This window comes from Pseudomonas sp. LBUM1662 (assembly GCF_059695915.1).
Genome location: NZ_CP166793.1, coordinates 1,399,763 through 1,417,124 on the forward strand (window position 1 = coordinate 1,399,763; position 17,362 = coordinate 1,417,124).

The 17,362-nt window shown below is 50.6% G+C and carries 17 protein-coding genes and 1 tRNA gene; 11 read left to right on the forward strand and 7 right to left on the reverse strand.

What is annotated here, in order from left to right:
* Positions 1-173: 173 nt before the first annotated feature.
* Complete coding sequence (locus tag ACA049_RS06190) at positions 174-2,624, reverse strand: penicillin acylase family protein (RefSeq protein ID WP_497333921.1); 2,451 nt, start codon at positions 2,622-2,624, stop codon at positions 174-176.
* A gap of 242 nt (positions 2,625-2,866) precedes the next feature.
* Positions 2,867-3,511, reverse strand: coding sequence for a glutathione binding-like protein (locus ACA049_RS06195; RefSeq protein ID WP_497333923.1), 645 nt, complete (start codon positions 3,509-3,511; stop codon positions 2,867-2,869).
* A 145-nt stretch (positions 3,512-3,656) separates the two neighbouring features.
* Between ACA049_RS06195 and ACA049_RS06200 the strand changes: the two genes are divergently transcribed.
* Positions 3,657-4,214, forward strand: coding sequence for a cysteine hydrolase family protein (locus tag ACA049_RS06200; protein ID WP_497333925.1), 558 nt, complete (start codon positions 3,657-3,659; stop codon positions 4,212-4,214).
* Between the two features lie 184 nt (positions 4,215-4,398).
* Here ACA049_RS06200 and ACA049_RS06205 read toward each other — a convergent pair whose 3' ends face one another.
* From ACA049_RS06205 to ACA049_RS06220, 4 genes are all read right to left on the reverse strand, one after another.
* Positions 4,399-4,608 carry an SEC-C metal-binding domain-containing protein gene (locus ACA049_RS06205; protein WP_007906737.1) on the reverse strand — a complete coding sequence of 70 codons (210 nt, stop codon included), beginning with the start codon at positions 4,606-4,608 and terminating at the stop codon, positions 4,399-4,401.
* On the reverse strand, positions 4,605-5,099 hold the full coding sequence (locus ACA049_RS06210) for an LEA/WHy family protein (protein ID WP_497333927.1): 495 nt from the start codon (positions 5,097-5,099) through the stop codon (positions 4,605-4,607). The genes ACA049_RS06205 and ACA049_RS06210 overlap by 4 nt, the downstream gene beginning before the upstream one ends.
* 301 nt (positions 5,100-5,400) lie before the next feature.
* Complete coding sequence (locus ACA049_RS06215) at positions 5,401-6,087, reverse strand: hypothetical protein (RefSeq protein WP_497333929.1); 687 nt, start codon at positions 6,085-6,087, stop codon at positions 5,401-5,403.
* Positions 6,088-6,228: 141 nt separating this feature from the next.
* On the reverse strand, positions 6,229-6,702 hold the full coding sequence (locus tag ACA049_RS06220; protein WP_497333931.1) for a hypothetical protein: 474 nt from the start codon (positions 6,700-6,702) through the stop codon (positions 6,229-6,231).
* Positions 6,703-7,203: 501 nt separating this feature from the next.
* On the opposite strand from ACA049_RS06220, the gene ACA049_RS06225 reads away from it, so the two are divergent.
* The 10 genes from ACA049_RS06225 to ACA049_RS06270 all read left to right on the forward strand — a co-directional run bounded on the left by ACA049_RS06225 (position 7,204) and on the right by ACA049_RS06270 (position 15,877).
* Positions 7,204-7,635, forward strand: a complete 432-nt coding sequence (locus ACA049_RS06225) for a hypothetical protein (RefSeq protein WP_497333933.1) — start codon at positions 7,204-7,206, stop codon at positions 7,633-7,635.
* Positions 7,636-7,654: 19 nt separating this feature from the next.
* Positions 7,655-8,029 (forward strand): Rap1a/Tai family immunity protein, encoded by a 375-nt coding sequence (locus ACA049_RS06230; protein ID WP_497333935.1) that lies wholly within the window; start codon positions 7,655-7,657, stop codon positions 8,027-8,029.
* A 45-nt stretch (positions 8,030-8,074) separates the two neighbouring features.
* Complete coding sequence (locus tag ACA049_RS06235; RefSeq protein WP_497333937.1) at positions 8,075-8,860, forward strand: hypothetical protein; 786 nt, start codon at positions 8,075-8,077, stop codon at positions 8,858-8,860.
* A gap of 672 nt (positions 8,861-9,532) precedes the next feature.
* A complete protein-coding gene (locus ACA049_RS06240) occupies positions 9,533-10,861 on the forward strand; it encodes a pyocin-S2/colicin E7-DNase domain-containing protein (protein ID WP_497333939.1) in 1,329 nt (442 codons plus the stop codon).
* Positions 10,862-10,869: 8 nt separating this feature from the next.
* Positions 10,870-11,127 (forward strand): bacteriocin immunity protein, encoded by a 258-nt coding sequence (locus tag ACA049_RS06245; protein WP_497333941.1) that lies wholly within the window; start codon positions 10,870-10,872, stop codon positions 11,125-11,127.
* Positions 11,128-11,257: 130 nt separating this feature from the next.
* Positions 11,258-11,347: transfer RNA gene (locus ACA049_RS06250), tRNA-Ser, on the forward strand.
* A gap of 589 nt (positions 11,348-11,936) precedes the next feature.
* Positions 11,937-12,887, forward strand: a complete 951-nt coding sequence (locus ACA049_RS06255) for an ABC-three component system protein (RefSeq protein WP_497333943.1) — start codon at positions 11,937-11,939, stop codon at positions 12,885-12,887.
* Positions 12,868-13,107, forward strand: coding sequence for an ABC-three component system middle component 8 (locus ACA049_RS06260; protein ID WP_497333945.1), 240 nt, complete (start codon positions 12,868-12,870; stop codon positions 13,105-13,107). Before ACA049_RS06255 ends, ACA049_RS06260 begins: the two co-directional genes overlap by 20 nt.
* Positions 13,104-14,888, forward strand: coding sequence for a DUF2326 domain-containing protein (locus tag ACA049_RS06265; protein ID WP_497333947.1), 1,785 nt, complete (start codon positions 13,104-13,106; stop codon positions 14,886-14,888). Before ACA049_RS06260 ends, ACA049_RS06265 begins: the two co-directional genes overlap by 4 nt.
* A 65-nt stretch (positions 14,889-14,953) precedes the next feature.
* On the forward strand, positions 14,954-15,877 hold the full coding sequence (locus ACA049_RS06270; RefSeq protein WP_497333949.1) for a hypothetical protein: 924 nt from the start codon (positions 14,954-14,956) through the stop codon (positions 15,875-15,877).
* A 323-nt stretch (positions 15,878-16,200) separates the two neighbouring features.
* Here the strand turns inward: ACA049_RS06270 and ACA049_RS06275 are convergent, their stop codons facing one another.
* The gene (locus tag ACA049_RS06275) at positions 16,201-16,827 is read right to left on the reverse strand and encodes a recombinase family protein (protein ID WP_497333951.1); all 627 of its coding nucleotides are present in this window, start codon (positions 16,825-16,827) and stop codon (positions 16,201-16,203) included.
* Positions 16,828-17,362 lie beyond the last annotated feature (535 nt).

Here is a 17,362-nt window from a genome sequence, read left to right on the forward strand (position 1 = left end):
ATGGAGGGACTTGTTAGCTATGAGGTTTGCGCGAAGCCAGAAGTTCTATAGTTTTTTCAGAGATCAGAAGCAAAAGATCGCAGCCTCGTTTCACTCGACAGCTCCTACAGGGAAACGCATTCCAATGTAGGAGCTGTCGAGTGAAACGAGGCTGCGATCTCTTGATCTTGCCTTTACTTGCCCGGAGTCAGAGTCAAGCGCGTCTTCCCATAAGCCTTGTCAAAGTTCTGCGGCTGCATTGGCAAGCTCATGTATTGCCCCTTCAGCCATGGATCAATGCTGTCGAGATAGTTCGGGCTCGCCGGGTTGCCGGACTGACCGGTGCTGTTCTGCCCCATCAACGGTTCCGCCTGGCCGAAGTCAACGATAAAGCGCATGGCCGGCGCCAGCGTGGTGTTGAAGTCCTGACCCCAAGTGAACGCCGCCGTGTTCAGCGTCGTGTGGTCGCCACCCGCCGCCAATGGACCACGAACGGTCTGGCCACTGGCATTCTTCCATTCGTAGCGGTGCAATTTGCCCCACTGCCAGGCTTTGTGATCGCCGCCCAATTGGCTGTCACCGGCGCTGATCGCCGCCGCCAGGCTGCGGGCGAGGATTGCCGGCTTGTCTTCTTTCTGCGGCGTGCGAGTGTCATCCCAGAACGGACTGTCTTCACGGCCCAGCAGATGATCGGCCTGCGCCGCGTAGGACAACTTGCCGTTGGCGATAAAGGCTTTCCACGCCGGGCTGCTTTCCGGACCCAGTTCATCGAGGAAAATCTGTTTGGTGCTTTCCTGCAGGAACAGCTCGTAGATCGCCGCATCCGCCGAAGTCGGGCTGAGTTTGCCGTCGAAGGCCATCAAGCGGGTAAACGCCTCGCGAGCCTTGCCGCGGTCAGCAACTGGCAGCGCTTCGATGGCCTGCTTGAGCGGTTGGGACATGCCCGGTGCTTCAAACATTTTCTTCAGTTTGGCGGCGAACGTCGTGGTCTGGTCGTATTGCATCGCGATCACGCTGCGCGTGTCGTGTTTGCCCACACCCGCCAGTTCGGCCAGGCGTTCGCCGCGCTCCGGCGCCGACCAGGAATTGGACAACTGCATGCCGTAGCCATGGGGAATGACCCGCTGGTTGGCGGTGCCGAGCCAGCCTTGGGCCGGGTCCTGATCGTAAGGATGGAGCATCGGGTCGGCGTAACCGTCCCAATCGTAGCGACCTTCCCAGCCCGGCGACGGCAGCAGGCCTTCGCCTTCGCGACGGTTCGGGTAACGTCCGGTGACCTGCCAGCCGATGTTGCTGGCGTCGGCGAACACCAGGTTCAGGGCGATGGCGCGGATTTCGCGGCTGGCGTCCGAGGCTTTCTCGACGGTCTGCGCCCGGGACAGGTCAAAAAACGCGTCCAGGGTTTTGTCGTCGGTGAAATTCGGTGTCTGCAAGGCCAGGCCGAAACCGTTGGCCAGTGTCGTGCCCTGGGCGCTGTTGAGCAGAGGGCCGTGGCGGGTTTCGTACACCACTTCGCGAGTCGGCCGCTGGCCTTTGACGAAGTAGGTCTCGTTGCGCACGATCGCCGGCTGCCATTTGCCGCCGACTTCATACGTGAGGCCGTTGCCTTGGCGTTTGATTTTTTCCAGGAACAGGTCCTGGTTGTCGCCCATGACCGAGGTCATGCTCCACGCCACTTTGCCGTTGAAACCGCCGAGCACCATGGGCAAACCGGCAATCGTTACGCCAGAAGCCTGGTACTTCGGTGCGCGAATCTGCACATAGCTGAACAACGATGGCACACCCAACGGGCCATGGCTGTCGCTGGCCAGCAGGCTTTTGCCACTGCGGCTGCGTTGCGGGCCGATGGCCCAGTTGTTCGACGAGGTAGCGCCCAGCAGATTCAGGTCGGACAGTTGCGCGGTGGCTTTGCTGATCTCGGCCAGGCCCGGGATGGCGCCATTGAGCTTGATGCCCTGGAGTTTTTCGGCTTCGCCCAGCGGCAGTTTTTCGTCGGGCGCGGACGGCGTCAGCCAGCCGAGTTTGTCGGTGGTGACGGTCTGGGCCAGCATCAGTGCGGCAATTTCTTCCGGCAGGTTGGCGGACTGGCTGAAGTTCAGCAGGCAGAAAATCAGCGCCGAATCTTCCGGTTGCCAGTACTCAGGCTTGTAACCCGTGGCGGCGAGGTCGGCCGGTAGCTTGTCGCGGAAACGGAACAAGTAGGCGTTGACGCCGCGCGCATAGACTTCGAAGAAGCGCTTAAGACGCGGTGAAGACGCCTTGTACAGCTCGCCGGCGCTTTTCTTCAGGTTGACGGCGCGCATATAGCGGTCGGCATCCAGCAGGTCCGAACCGGACATCTCCGACAAACGGCCCTGGGCCAGCAGGCGCAGGGTGACCATTTGCGTGATGCGGTCGCTGGCGTGGACGTAGCCGAGGGCGAACAGGGCGTCGTGGAAGCTGTTGCTTTCGATCAGCGGCATGCCCATGGCATTGCGGCGTACCGAAACGTTCTGCGCCAGGCCCTTGAGCGGCTGCACGCCGGTGGTTGGCGGGAGGGTGTCCTGGGTGTTCCAGGTCTGACAACCGGTCAGGCTCAAAACACCGGCCACTGCTGCGGCAACGCCGAACCGGGGAAGAAAATGTGTAAGGGCTGGCGAGGCCATGGCAAAGCTCCTGCGGGGGGTAGCGTCATTAAAGGCGCTACGTTAGTGAGCAGGAGGAGGGCGCGCAAGCGGGGTATCAGGTTATTTCAGGATTTGTCCGCCAAACGCAAAAGATCGCAGCCTCGTTTCACTCGACAGCTCCTACATGAATTGCGATCGACGGGCATACGCGGACGATCGGCAAACACATTCCCCTGTAGGCGCTGTCGAGTAAAACGAGGCTGCGATCTCTTGATCTTCCATCAGGATTTAGGCGGATTCACCTTCGCAGCCAGGGCATACGCCTTCACCGTCGCCGGACGGTTCTGGATGTGATTGAACCAGCGCAGCACATTCGGGAAGTCCTCCAGGTTCTGGCTCTGCCACTTGTGGGAAACGATCCACGGGTAGATTGCCATGTCGGCAATGCTGTACTCGTCGCCGGCGACGAACTCATTGTTGGCCAGTTGCTTGTCCAGAACCCCGTACAGGCGAGCCGTCTCATCGATGTAGCGCTTGATCGCGTACGGAATCTTCTCCGGCGCAAACTGGCTGAAGTGATGATTTTGCCCGGCCATCGGTCCCAGGCCGCCCATCTGCCAGAACAACCATTGCAGCGCCAGCTGGCGACCGCGCAGGTCCTTGGGCAGGAATTGGCCGGTTTTCTCCGCCAGGTACAGCAAAATCGCTCCTGACTCGAACACCGACAACGGTTCACCGCCATCGACGGGCTCATGGTCAACGATGGCCGGAATTCTGTTGTTCGGGGAGATTTTCAGAAAGTGCGGCTGGAATTGCTCGTTCTGGCTGATGTTGATCGGGTGCACGTTGTACGGCAGGCCGGCTTCTTCCAGGAAAATCGAGATTTTGTGGCCGTTGGGGGTGGTCCAGTAATACAGGTCGATCATGAAGTACTCCAAATCAAGTGACGTCGTAAGGTCGGACAGCGACCGCGGGCATCAGGTCGTCCTGTTTGCATTCGATGGCTTGCCTGTATGAGGAGGTGATGCTGAAGTGTGTGAAATTCAATGACCTCGTGTGAGAAAAGTCGGCATGGAGCTCAAGAACAACGCAGTACTGATCATCATCGACCAACAAAAAGGCATCCTGCAGCCCAGGCTCGGTCGGCGAAATAATCCTCACGCCGAGGCGCGAATGCTCGATTTGCTGGGGCATTGGCGGCGAACCGGGCGCCCGGTAATTCACGTGCAGCACCTGTCCCGCTCACCGGACTCAGTGTTCTGGCCGCAGCAATCGGGTGTGGAGATTCAGGAGCGCTTTCAGCCATTGGCCGGCGAGCAACTGATTCAGAAGCAGGTGCCGGATGCGTTTTGCGCGACCGGGCTGGAGGGGAGTTTGCGCGAGGCGGGGATTGAGCAATTGGTCATCGTTGGCGTTGCCACCCACAACTCGGTGGAGTCCACGGCGCGAACGGCCGGGAATCTGGGGTTTGACGCCTGGGTGGCGGAGGATGCGTGCTTTACATTCGACAAGGCCGATTATTTTGGCCATGCGCATTCAGCCGAGGACGTGCATGCGATGTCGCTGGGGAATTTGCATGGGGAATATGCGACGGTCGTCAGCACTGCGCAGATTTTGCAGCCTGACTGAAACCCCTGTAGGAGCGAGGCTTGCCCGCGAAAGCGGTACAACTGACACATTGATAGTGAATGTGCCGACGTCTTCGCGGGCAAGCCTCGCTCCTACAGAGTTTATGTCGTACACAGAACCAATGTGGGAGCGGGCTTGCTCGCGAAGGCGATTCAGCAGGCGAAGAAGTTCTTCGCCCGAAGCATCAAGCGCCGTGGCACTTCTTGAATTTCTTGCCGTTGCCGCATGGGCAAGGGTCGTTGCGGCCGACGTCTTTCAGGGCGTTGCGCACCGGTTCCTGGTGGGCGTGGCCGCAGTTCGGGCCGTGAACATGACCATGGTCGTGATCATGGTGGTCGTGATGGTCATGATCGTGGTTGCAGTCAGGGCCATGGACATGGGGTTGCTGGGTCATCGGTTTTGCTCCGGAATTAAATCGGCGGGGATTATCACGCCATTGCGCGCCAGGTGCACGTAGTGCGCGATGAATAAACCGGTTTCCATTTCACCTTCCAGCCGATAGGGGATGGGCTGATCGGGTTTTTTCAGCATTTTCACCACGTCCCGCACCTTGGGCCACAGGTTGGTGCGGATCGGCACCTTGAAATAGGCACTGCGCTTGGGGCCGACGGTGAACCAGTGTTCATGCTCGCCTTCGGCCAGCAACATGTCGCCCAGGTGAATGCGGTATTCGAGGCCGCGCACCGTCAGGTCGCTGTCGTTGGGGTTGTCGACGCGAAAGTGCAGGATGAATTTCTGCTCCATCAACTTGGCGCGCACGACTTCGACTCTGACCAGATGCACTTGTGGATCCGGCAGATCGTCACCGAACCAGGACGCGCAGCCGTTGAGCCCCAGAAACATCAGCAAGGTAAGCATCTGAAACACGCGCCGCTGGGTGGTCATGGTGACGTTTCCTTGTAGGAGCGAGGCTTGCCCGCGAAGAAGGTCCCCCCGATCCGTCAGGGGCCTCGCGTGATCGTTCTTCGCGGGCAAGCCTCGCTCCTACGGGCCGGGCAGGCTTCGCTAGCTGCTACAGGGTTCGCGTCAACTGCCGAAATACCCCGCACAACACTTCTTGAACTTCTGCAACAAAACACTACCAGCGTGCGAGGCCATTGCTGAACTCTCCTGTGCAGACACCGTTGAGGGTAGGGCGGTCCAGCTTGATGCGTCTAGGCGGAGTGTAGTTCAGGCATTCTGGCAATCAGGGCAAGACGTGTTGATTCAGCATCTGCCCCAACACCAGTATCTGGCGGTACACGCTATACGCCTCCTCGAGCAGGTCATGCCCCCAGCATCGAGGAAAAACTACCACATCTTCTTTTTGGCTGAATTGGTAAGAGAACCCCTCTACCCTTAAGCCGGTCACGTCTTTGTGGTCGCCTTCGTCGAATGATACGGTCGGATTACTCTGTAATAGTCGGCGATGCTTGGAGATATTGCTGAATGCTGCAAGGTAGCGAAACCAATACGACGAATTCAGCTCTAGCAAGCACTGTTTCAGGTCCGACTCAGGTAGATCACTGGCAAGCCTGCCAAAGCTGCAATTGTGCTCAGCTATTGGCAATGGCATCACCAGCGTGTTGATAAGCTGGGCGAAAATGTCCGCGTAGTTTCGCACGGTGTGGATGGTGGCAATGATGTTTGCTTCGTGTACAAGAGCCGCCCTACTGAAATTCGGGTCAAAGCTTGCCATGGCTGTGAGCATCTTATGGCTGCTGCCGTCGGGTTGCTCAAACTCTGCAAACGCATCTCTTGCAAGTTTGAGATGGTAATGAAGAATGAACGCTGACCGGCTAAGCGATTTCGGTAACTCGGCGGTCTGTTTGTCGTCTGGCCGAGCAGTCTCAATCCAGTCCTGAAGCAACGTTAACTTCCATGTTGTGCTCATGTATTAGCTCCGGTCTGTAAAGTGGGGATAGTAGCATTGGCAGGAACCTCTTCTACAATTCGGTACGAAGTCCCATCGCTACCGCCGCGAAGGGTGTGCAACTTTCGCTGTCATAGCGGTAAAAACTAACAGCAACTAACTCTAATTTTCTCCACTTGTTGCAATGGCAAGACCAGCAAGTTTAGCTCCCCACGTCAGCACGAGGAGCCCCACAACAACGCCAACTCCCAGCCAGAACCCTTTTAAAAGACATGCTAAAAATGCGAATGGCACGATTAGCCCACCAAACCCAAGCACCCCTATAAATGCCCAGAATCCTCCCCACAGTGACCATGTGGTTAAAAGGCTAAACAAAAACAAGAGAAGACCGAACACAAACGACCCAATGTATATGGCAGTCCCTGTATAAACACGCAGCTTTCTGATTAGCGATAGAGGTAAAAGGATAAGGATGATAACTCCAAGGGATAGCCACGCCAAATCGCCCACCCATGGGAGTATATATAGAGAGGCTTTTGCTAAGCCGATGAAGAAAATCGCTGGCAATAAGATTAGTGCTAAAAAGGCTATAACTCCAAACGCGATGCTGCCAATACCTTTTAAAAAGCCATGCATGCGATATCATCCTTGTAAGTTTTTGGGCGTTTTTTTTCACTTTAACAAGCGGATCTATTTTTGCTCCAGAATTTTATCGAAGGGAAAACCCCAAGATATTGCCCTGCACCATAGATAAGTAGTAGCCCTAATGCAGATGCGACATACTTTGTCTGTATCATCAGGGTGAAACCTTCTTCGCAATGAAATGTTTGCTCATCACACCCCACAGCGATATCGAAAAGGTACATGTTGTTGGAGAGACTCCATAGTAACCCACCTCTCGGGTCATACCCGCTCGACAAAATCACCGCGACTATAATCAGCACGAAACCGATTGTGATCGTGAAAAGACCCTCACTTTTCAGTTGACTGGCTTCCATTTTCGACCCTCGATTGTCGCCACATGCGTTGGGCAATGATGCATTAGGTGCCATCATCTTGCCAATTAGTTATGCGCACGGGCTTGGCGGTAGGTCGCGGTGCCCGATAACATCGTGCCACTACACAAAGAGAATCATCATGAAGGCATGGATTGGGGCGATTGCACTGTTGGCTCTGGCAGGATGTGCTGACCATCCGCTGGACTGTTCTATGGGTGTGGCACGGGACGACTGCCTCCCCGGCACCAACGGTTATGTGAACAGGCAAGAGAGCCTGAACAACCTTGCAGCGGCGAAACAACTGCAAGCGGCCAAGGACGACGCTCAGTGTCAGTCATACGGGGCAACACCCGGTTCTGATGCTTACGTGAACTGCCGTGTGCAGTTGGATAAGGTCGCGACAGACCAATTAGCACAAGCAGAAAAGGAAAGGCGTCAGCGTATCGGGCAGATGCTGAAGTCACAGAGCCAGCAACACCAGCAACCAGCGCCGCAACCCTACGTGATACCCAAGCAAACACATTGCACTTCTACCGCTTACGGCCAGACAGTGAGCACCAATTGCTACTAACGCACTCAGGAATATCATCATGAAGACAGGGATGGCGGTAGTAGTCGCACTGGTTGGGATATTGGCGAGCGGGGCTGCCATGGCTGAAGGCGGGGACGGAAACGAGCTAATCACACAATGTGCAGATGGTATCAAAGCTGCGGATGGCGGCACGCTTAACGACTACTATGGAGCTTCTTTCTGTCTAGGGTTGACGCAAGGTGTGCGGCACACCATGAGGCTTCTCAATGAGCAACTTCCGCCGCTGTACCAAACCTGCTTTCCTAGCGGCATTACGAATGGGCAAGGGATGCGTATTGTATTCAAGTATCTCCAAGATCACCCGGACAGGCTGCACGAACAGGATAGCGACCTTGTTTATCTCGCATACAAGACTGCTTACCCTTGCAAATAGCCGTTCGCACTGAAAAAGGGGTGATGAAATGATGGAGAGAGGTGTATGGATATCTCGTTAGTAGCTGATGTGGTGTTGTTTGTCTCAATTTTTATCGTAGGCTTGCTCATTAAAACCTATCTCCCCGGCTACATTGGAGAGAAAGCCAAAAATCTAGCGACTAAAGAAGATATAGCCGGCATCACAAATAAAATTGAACAAGTGAAGGTTGAGTACGCGAAACAGCTTGAGCTTTACAAATCTGATATTTGGCAGACACAACAGCGATACCTGCAAATGCAGGAAGAAGCAAAGTTGAAAGTGGAGGTTTTCAAAAAGGCTGTGGTGGATGTGGCTAGAATTACTGACCTCATTAACATTTATCAACTCCACGCATCCAGTAGCGAGATGAATGCTGCGATTGCAGAAATGGCCTTTGAGAAAGGGAATCAGGAAGTCCGAGCAGTGAGTTGGGATATGCACCTTGAGCACAAAGGCAAGGCAGCAACGCTGTATTCTAACTTTAGAGAATTGATTGTTGAGTTGGGCGGGACGTTTGCACTGTTCTCAATCTATTTTGAACCGGCACTAAACGAGTCTTTATACCGAATTATCATGATGACTCATGGTGCTGTCGAACTTAAAATGCCTCCTGCTGAATTCCGCAAACGCTTAGAAGATGAGTACAGTAAGGGGCTGGACTTGAATGCAATTCGAGAGAATGTTGGGCGGTATTACGATACGCTCTACAATGTCACGTCGATAACAGCAGAGGCTAATCGGTTCTTCCAGCTCATGAAGGAACACATCAAGCTGGAATCAAATGAGAAGAGCCCCCCTAGCAAGAGCTAAAACATTCACAAAAAATATACAGAACCTCAGCCCCCGCGCCGCGACGGGTGTGCAACTTTGAAGTTGGCTGAATTCCTGGCCCAAAATATAAGTTGGAAAGGGAATTGGAAAAGCAGGTTTTGTGCGTGCACTGCTTAGTGGTATGCGACCATGCCAAACAGAAAGCTGACTAATCTTAAAGTAACCCTGTGCACCCTGAAGCCTTTACAGGCCTCAGAACGACACGTTGAGAGCGATCATGAGGCGACGTACCGCTGTTGGTGTGAACTTGCTACTACGGGCGGTATGCAAGCCTTTGGTGTTGAGGCAATCGGATACTGACTGAAGCGTATTCACTTTTTAGTAAAGGCGGGCGAGCAGGTGGGTCTGTATGGCCGCTTGATATGGGTTCACGTTCTTCATGCGTTGATCATTAACCCCGAGCGACATCCGTGTTTCGGTGATGCTATCAAGCCGAATCGGTTCCACAGTGTCTAAGAACGTAGCCAGTCGCCACCATTCAACACTCGACGCCAACCCGATATCCTCCGCCCCCCCAGCAAATGACATGGATCAGGGAATTTTCAGTATGGCTTTTGGGATTTGTCCTACAGCCAAGGCTTGAGCTTCCCGGCAAGGTCATTCTGTCTAGCCTCGGGCTGGAATTCCCCAAGGACGAAAAGGAAGCTCAACGTGAGTGGATACGTACCAAACCCGCCGAAGGGCTACCGAAACAGCGGCGCAGAACCTGTTGATATCCATGCCCAACGTTGGTCGGAATACAACGACCTCCCACCGAAGGAAGACGCCAGGCCCAACACCGTTGGCTGTGTGTTCGCAAAGAGCTGTGACCTTCCTGACGGCGTGATCGACCACAAGAAACCAGCCGGGTTTATCCCTGTCGAGAAGGTAGGCAACTACGGCGTGCTTGCCATTCTCGGTGGCCGTGAAACGGATGCACAGGGAAACATTCCCCTCAAGAAAGTTAGCGGTGCAATACCGGCAACACTGGGCACCCTTCTATTGGGTGGCGCTGCTGCTACGGCTGCTGGTGTGTCCTGTGGCGGCCTGTGCATTGCTGGAGCTGCCGTTGCTGGCGGGAGTGCTGCAACGGGTGCGAGTGCTGGTGCTGCTGGCGGGGTTCTAACTACCGGTGTTGCTGCTGGTGCGTTGGCTGGTTTTGTTGCACTGCTATGGCCGTCCAGTTTGGGTGATAGCAGCCTGTACACAGATGAGCAACTTCAATCCCTCAAGAAAGGCCGCACACGGGTTCGGATACATGTCGAACAGCAGGCAGATGGTACCTTGAAGGGATACGGGTACAACACCCAGAAGCGCACCGACTGGGAAATGATTCCCGTAGTGGGGTTCGTTGAGCAAGGCTCTCAGCAGGTGGCAGACTTTGGTGACGGTGTAACACTGATCTGGACGCCAGCCGTTGACCCATCCAGCACGTCAGGAATTCCACCGTTAGAGGGTGCTCCTCAGGCGCCTCAGATATGGATTTATCCGCCTACAGAACAGGCTGATAACATCATTGTTAGCCCGATCTATCCTGACGAATACAAAGATTTCATCCTTGTGTTCCCGGCTGGGTCTGGGGTACAGCCGCTATACATTGTGATGAATGTCCGTCTCGATCCCGGCACCGTTACGGGGCAAGGGACAGACGTGACGGGCATCTGGCTTGCGGGGGCGAGTTCTGGGCTCGGTGCCCCCATACCAACAGAGATTGCCGACCAGCTACGGGGTAAAAGCTACGGAAGCTTCGACAGTTTCAGGCGTGCACTCTGGAAGGCGGTAGCGGGTACTGGACTGGTGGAACAATTCACAGACAATAACGTTGACCGGATGCGAGAAGGCAAGGCACCAAAGGCGCGTTACAGGGACAGAGCAGGAAAACGCAGCTCATTCGAACTCCACCATGCAGACGAAGTAGCTAGAGGCGGGAAAGTCTACGATGTCGATAACCTGAACGTCGTTACGCCCAAGCACCACATCGACATTCATAGAAACGGATGACACTGACAATGAAAAACGATATCACCGACTACACCGAAGACGAATTCATCAGCTTCATGCACAAGCTGCTGGCTGAAAACAAAGCAGCAACGGACGACGTGTTAGATGTTCTTCTAGATGAATTCTGCGAGATGACCGGTCACCCAGACGGCACCGACCTCATCTACTACCCAGAAAACGGGTCTAGCGGATCAGCAGAAGACGTTACACGTATTGTAAAGGAATGGCGTGCTGCTCAGGGCTTACCGGGATTCAAGGAAGACTGACTCAAGTTCGTTGCACTATGTGTGACGACGGAGAGGCGATAATCTTTCAAGAATCTGGCTCGCCGTTTTACGGGTGTTGCACAGGGTGGGGGCGGCCTGCGTGCCGCCCTGAAATTAACGATGGGTGTTAGGGGGGGGGCCGGAATGACCGAACGGAACGGATTCGAAATCCGTTGTACTGGCGACAGTACCTACGGTTCGAATCCCTATCTCTCCGCCATACATAGAAAAGCCCGGCAAATCATTGGTTTGCGGGGCTTTTTGTTTTTCGATTGTACTACTCAGTTGTACCACTCAAAATCCTCCTCGTTTCACATCAAATCCCACGTTACTCCTCGATTTCTGATCGGCAGAGACCATGCTGCCCAAGATTCGCGAGTAAGCTCGCCTGCCTAGTGCCTAGTGCCTAGTGCCTTATGGCAATTGGAGAGCAGCTCTGCAAGCCGGGCTGGACACTACGCGACGATATTTATGTAGCGCTCACAAGAACATCTCCGGGTTGCTCGTTCCATTCTTGTTCCACCCATTCATTCATACCCCCCCCGTGCCCTTTGTAAGGCTGTACAGGCTGAGAACGGTCTCTGCTTGCGTCGCTGGGGGCTGAAAGGTCCTTGCGGTGCGTAGCGTGCCTCTGTAATGATGATGGCGTTGTGATGCTGTTGTCGTGACTAATAGCATTGTCGGAAGAAGGGCCGGGGTGAATTCTATTGATGCTCAATAAGTCTTCTCAATCGGGTCGCGATTATCGGAGCTTTGTTCTGATCGTTTAAAATTGGATTGATGCCTTTATTGCTACAGGGAGTAGGCGGGTGAAGTTCCAATACAGTCATTTGTCCTCTGGGCAGTTCGAATCACTGGTGATTCATTTGTGTTACGAGTTACTTGGGTTTGCAACGGAAACGTTTTCTGAAGGGAAGGATGGGGGAAGAGATTCGCGATTCGAAGGAAGAGCGAATTTATATCCCAGTGCTGCTGAACCTTGGACAGGCGTCACGATAATACAAGCAAAGCACACTTCGGCATATAATAAGAAGTTTTCAGATGGTGAGTTTTTTGGTACAGCTTCATCTGAGGTTGATGGTGAAATTCCAAAAATAGTAAAGTTGATTAAAAGTGATTCGCTAAAGAATTACTTTTTGTTTTCAAATAGAAAACTGCCGGCGAGTGCTAGTTTAACTATTCGTGACTATATATCTGGTCAAACCGGTTTGCATTCGTCAAATATTGGGTTGGTAGGTGTCGAGCAGTTTGAAAATTATTTTAAGCGGTTTAAGCATATTCCAAGCGATGTTGGATTGAATCCGTTTGATATGCCGCTGAATATTGAACCCGATGAGTTGGCAGAGATTATAGTTTCTCTGAAGAACAACCTTAAGGCAATCAGTAAGGCCGATCTTGGTCGGAAGATTGTCAGGGTTAGCTTTGAACGTAAAAATCAGATTAATAATCTGAGTGGCCCCTACGGAAGTACAATTAAGAAAAAAATTGGTGAGCTGTATCAGGTGCAAGATTTCTTGGCAATGCCAGAGAATGAGGTGTTGCAGCAACTATATATGCAAAGTGCTGAAGAGCTTGCTGCTAAAGTTTGTGTGCTGCGAAGCCCTGATCAAAAATTTGATGTAGTGCTTGAAAAGATAATCGAATTGCTATTGGAGCGTGATACTGATCTTAGATCAAATAAAACGCTTACAAGATTAATGATTTATTATATGTATTATCATTGCGATATTGGTGAGGAAGATGCTGCTGCTGCCGAATAAAAATGCGCATCCTGATTTGACAATTTTGTCAGTGTCAGCTTTTTTGTTGTCAGTACTTAAAAAGTGCAAAGTGCAAGCGTACTCTGATTTATACGGTAAACTTGCTGTTCATGAAGAGCGTGCGTCTTATTTGTTTGAAGGGGCGTTGGATTTGTTGTTTTTGTTGGGCTTGATTCAGTATCACCCAAAAAACGATATTGTAGAGTATGTAGGGATATGAAGATATCAAGGATTTACTCAAACTTTGAGAATGAATTTAAGACTATAGATTTTTGCAATGGCTTCAACGTTATTTTGGGGCAAATTTTTCATCCTGAAAATTTACAAAAAGATGCCCACAATTTGGGAAAGTCGAAGCTTTCAGAGTTGATTGATTTTTGTCTTCTGAAAGGTAGGAGTCCTGATTTTTTCCTGTTTAAGTTTCCATTGATATTCACCAAGTACGTTTTTTTTATTGAGGTTTTATTGAACTCTGGTAGCTATATTACTATTAGAAGAGGGGTTGATAGGAACACGAAAATATCTATAAAAAAGCACGATGAGGGTCGGCAATTATATCGGGGTGATGGTTGGTCGTGGGAGTATGAAGATGAACCTATTGGCGTTGCTAAGACAATATTGGATTCGTATTTTGATCTTGCTGTAGTAGGAGCTTGGGATTACAGAGACGCTGTGGCTTATTGCCTCCGATCTCAAGAAGATTATACGGAGGTTTTTAAGTTAGATAAGTTTCGTGGGCAGCATGTGTTCTGGAAACCCTATTTGGGTCATATTCTAGGGTTTGAAGCAAGTGCGCTTGTCAGAAATTATCAACTGAAAAATGAGATCGACGCATTAAGCATTAAGTTAATCGAGTTGAAAAAACAAATAGGTGCGGTTCAGGGCGATCAAGAAGAAATTTTAAATCGGCATTTACAAGCCAAAATGGATGTGGCGAAAAGTTTAAAGTGGCAGATGGAAAATCTTAACTTCGACGAGTCAGATAGAAAACATATAGAAGACTTGACTGGTGAGATTGATTCTGAGCTTGAAGATATCAATAGGGTTAAATACTACCTGTCGGCACGCCTTAGAAAACTTCAGAAGACAGCGGGGGCAGGGGGTGAGCGCTTTAATATCGACTCGGTCTCGCAGTTGTTTGAAGAGGCGGGTGTTGTATTCGGCGAGCAAATAAAGCGTTCCTATTCAGAGCTTGTGGAGTTCAACCGGCAAATAACTTCAGAGCGAAGAGAATTTGTTCGACAGCAAAAAGAAGAGTTGGAACATGATCTTGATGATATAAGTGTTAGGGCAAGTGAACTAAATTTTGAGCGTTCAAAGAAGCTGTCTTATCTAAACTCATACGATATTTTTTCTAAGTATAAAGAAGTGTCTCAAAGGCTTGCTGAAATTAATTTTAGTATCGCGGAGATCAATAAAAGTCTTGAGGTAAATGAGTCTATTAAGAATCTTGAAGAAGGCTCTCGAAAATTACTTCGCGATAAGGGGCGGGTAGTTGACTCGATCCGGATTAATCGGGATGAAGTGGTTGTTGATAAAGAGGGGGTATATAATAGAATTAAAGATGGGTTTGAAGATTATATTTCTGGTGTCTTAAGTAAAAATGGAGTCATAACAACCGAGCAAAATGGTGAGGGGAACTTGGACTATTTTGCAGGTCTTATTGGGCCGGATGGAAAAATTACGGGTGAAAGTGACGGCTATAGTTATAAAAAAATTCTATGTATTGGTTTTGATTTGGCGGTGATGTCTGCCTATTCTGATATGAAATTTGTTCGGTTTTTGTATCATGATGGAGGGTTGGAGACGTTAGATGATCGAAAAAAAATAGAGTTCATCGAGTATGTGAGAACAATCTCAAATATTAACGGTTTTCAGTATATTTTGACTGTGATTGAGTCAGACCTCCCGGCTGGATTTAAATTTCCTGACCATGAAGTTGTCAGAGTGCTTCATGATGATGGTCCTTCTGGTAGACTTTTTAATATCCCTAGTTGGTAATTTAATGTTGAAAATGAGACGTTAATGTTTTGGCTTTGATTTATGCCTTTCGGGGGTTGATTTAAATGGGTAGTAAGATTCCTGAGGCTAAGGTTGAGTCTGGTGAGCGAGTTACGGCGCTCAAATACGAAGCAGTACCTGCGGGAAAAATATTCTGTTCTTCGATTGCCTGTGATGCAGAGCTTTCGTTTGTTAGGCGACATAATAGAAAGTATCAGTCAAAGACTATTGAAATTGCGCCTTGCTTCAGATTGAAAAAGCATCACCTTCATGCTGTCGGGTGTAAATATAACATTGAAGGCCAATTGGACCTCATAGCAAAATTATCAGAGTCTGAGGTTTTTGAAGCTCTTGGTAAGTCGAATTATGAGTTTCGTTTGCATGTGCTTCTCAAGGCTCTTCGTGTATTGGACGAAGATCGGATTCATGAGCTAGCAAAAAAATGGGGTGCTTCTTTTAATCAAAATAAAAATTATGCTAATAAAGGTGCGCTAACTAATTATCTTCGTACGCTTGGGCAGATACTTGAACTTAGAAATTACTGCGAGGAAGATGATCAGCTTGGCAGTCTGGTCGTCCTAAATTATCATGGTAAAAAAATAAAGTGGCTCGATTTTTATTATGATGAGAAAAATCTGTCATCATTAATCGAAACGCATGGGGTTGGGAATATTGAAATTCCGTTGGCTGTATCTGGTCATATCTTTAGCGTAAAAAAGCTTGAGGTTGTGAAAGATTGTCATGTTGTTGAATTGTATTCGCCAGAAATTAAGCGAGATGCTCTTGGACGAGCATGGAAGTCTACGGCCCAAATTTACCTAAATGGTTCTAAATTACATGGGCTGATTAGAGAGGATAAAGAGTATATTTTTTTCGGGAGGTGGGAAGTATCACTGAAGCAGCATTCGTCAAGCGGAGGTTCTGGTAAAATCAATTATCAAAATATTAAGATGCATATTCAGAACGCTGATCACTTTATAGAAATTTAGTAGTGTATGTGTTCTAGAGTTGAATTGTGAGAGCCGCAGAGTCCGCCAGTATGTGTGCGTTTCTATATCCAATTTCCAAGCCCCGTAAAAATCGGGATTGCACTTCTAATGCAGCTTCCAAAATTCCCGGCAAAAATAAGTGAGCTTGCTCGACCTTTTCAAGTATAGGGGCGGGAAAAGTAAGGATGGATACAGTCGAGGCCGCAGTGCTGCTAAACAAGACGCACACCGTCCAAGCCTGAAGTCGTCAAGCGGAACCAAAAATAAGTTGGGGGCACGAAGCCCCACATAACCCGGTTAGGTTGATGTAGCCAAGGCCAGCATCAGGCGACTGCTGTTTCTCGCTTGATCCGGTAAACGGTGGCAACACCACAGTCAGCCAACTTGGCGATCTTGTCAGCAGACATGGTTGGATGCTCCAGCATTAAAGACTGTACCTCTGCCCACTTGGCCGCATTCTTGCCTTTACCTGCGGGCTTCCATTCAGGATCAGCAATACGCTTGTTCTCCAGCCCTTGCTTGATGCGTTCCACTCGCTTCTCTTGATCCAACCTTGCCATCGTCGCCATCAGGTCGATCAGCATGTTGTTGATCACATCCATGATTTGCCCAGTGATTCCTTTGGCTTCAACCAGCATGTGACTGGTGGGCAGATCAGCCACTACCAACCTAAGTCCCTTGGCCTTGATGGTGGCCTTGAGAGTGTCCCAGTCAGCCTGTGAGAGACGACTGAGGCGGTCTACAGACTCAACCAATAGCACGTCACCCTTCTCGGCAGAATCGAGCAAGGCAATCAACTCAGGACGGTTGAGCTTGGTTCCGCTGATGTTCTCGGCATGGACGCCAACGATGCTCAACCCCTTCTCGACAGCGAACAACTCCAAGGCGACTTTTGCACGGTTGGCGTCTTGGTCTTTGGTCGATGCTCGGAGGTAGAGGTGGGCATTCATAGCGAACTATCCTTTGAATTTAAATTCGATAGATCAATGATAGTTGAATCACATAGCTATCTGCAATAGGTATATGATAGATATTGGCAGGCGGCTATCGAACTACCAGATAGGTCTACTTCTCTGATAGCTGGGCCTTCGGTGTTGAAGGGATAGGTGCAGCAGGTGTGAAGCAGGCATGACTCTGATCCAATAAAGAAGCCCCATCACCACTGACGAGGCTGCTAGTCGTTACTACAAAACCTGATGCTCCTTCGGCCCATCCATATGCGAGTACCAATAACTCACAGTGCTGATACCAGCAGATTCCCTCGCAGTATTCAGTATGTGGCGAAGCCGATTAGCTCCGCTGCCACCATCCATTTTCAAAGGTATGGACACGTACCAAGTACCTTGAATGAAGTGGCATTTACAGCAACGAATCATGCGGTCGAACTGAATGGCCTGAAAGCGGGTTGTTGCAGGATTCAGGGTAATGCCGAAGCAAATGTGATTGTCCATCTTGAACCTCTTAATAAATTGGGCAGAACTGATG

Excerpts from the sequence above, each read along its gene's own strand:
- ACA049_RS06235 (WP_497333937.1), top strand. The coding sequence starts at position 8,075 with ATGGATATCTCGTTAGTAGCTGATGTGGTGTTGTTTGTCTCAATTTTT.
- ACA049_RS06260 (WP_497333945.1), top strand. The coding sequence starts at position 12,868 with ATGCTGCTGCTGCCGAATAAAAATGCGCATCCTGATTTGACAATTTTG.
- ACA049_RS06210 (WP_497333927.1), bottom strand. The coding sequence starts at position 5,099 with ATGACCACCCAGCGGCGCGTGTTTCAGATGCTTACCTTGCTGATGTTT.
- ACA049_RS06195 (WP_497333923.1), bottom strand. The coding sequence starts at position 3,511 with ATGATCGACCTGTATTACTGGACCACCCCCAACGGCCACAAAATCTCG.
- ACA049_RS06245 (WP_497333941.1), top strand. The coding sequence starts at position 10,870 with ATGAAAAACGATATCACCGACTACACCGAAGACGAATTCATCAGCTTC.
- ACA049_RS06220 (WP_497333931.1), bottom strand. The coding sequence starts at position 6,702 with ATGCATGGCTTTTTAAAAGGTATTGGCAGCATCGCGTTTGGAGTTATA.
- ACA049_RS06200 (WP_497333925.1), top strand. The coding sequence starts at position 3,657 with ATGGAGCTCAAGAACAACGCAGTACTGATCATCATCGACCAACAAAAA.
- ACA049_RS06215 (WP_497333929.1), bottom strand. The coding sequence starts at position 6,087 with ATGAGCACAACATGGAAGTTAACGTTGCTTCAGGACTGGATTGAGACT.
- ACA049_RS06190 (WP_497333921.1), bottom strand. The coding sequence starts at position 2,624 with ATGGCCTCGCCAGCCCTTACACATTTTCTTCCCCGGTTCGGCGTTGCC.
- ACA049_RS06225 (WP_497333933.1), top strand. The coding sequence starts at position 7,204 with ATGAAGGCATGGATTGGGGCGATTGCACTGTTGGCTCTGGCAGGATGT.
- ACA049_RS06205 (WP_007906737.1), bottom strand. The coding sequence starts at position 4,608 with ATGACCCAGCAACCCCATGTCCATGGCCCTGACTGCAACCACGATCAT.
- ACA049_RS06265 (WP_497333947.1), top strand. The coding sequence starts at position 13,104 with ATGAAGATATCAAGGATTTACTCAAACTTTGAGAATGAATTTAAGACT.
- ACA049_RS06230 (WP_497333935.1), top strand. The coding sequence starts at position 7,655 with ATGAAGACAGGGATGGCGGTAGTAGTCGCACTGGTTGGGATATTGGCG.
- ACA049_RS06270 (WP_497333949.1), top strand. The coding sequence starts at position 14,954 with ATGGGTAGTAAGATTCCTGAGGCTAAGGTTGAGTCTGGTGAGCGAGTT.
- ACA049_RS06275 (WP_497333951.1), bottom strand. The coding sequence starts at position 16,827 with ATGAATGCCCACCTCTACCTCCGAGCATCGACCAAAGACCAAGACGCC.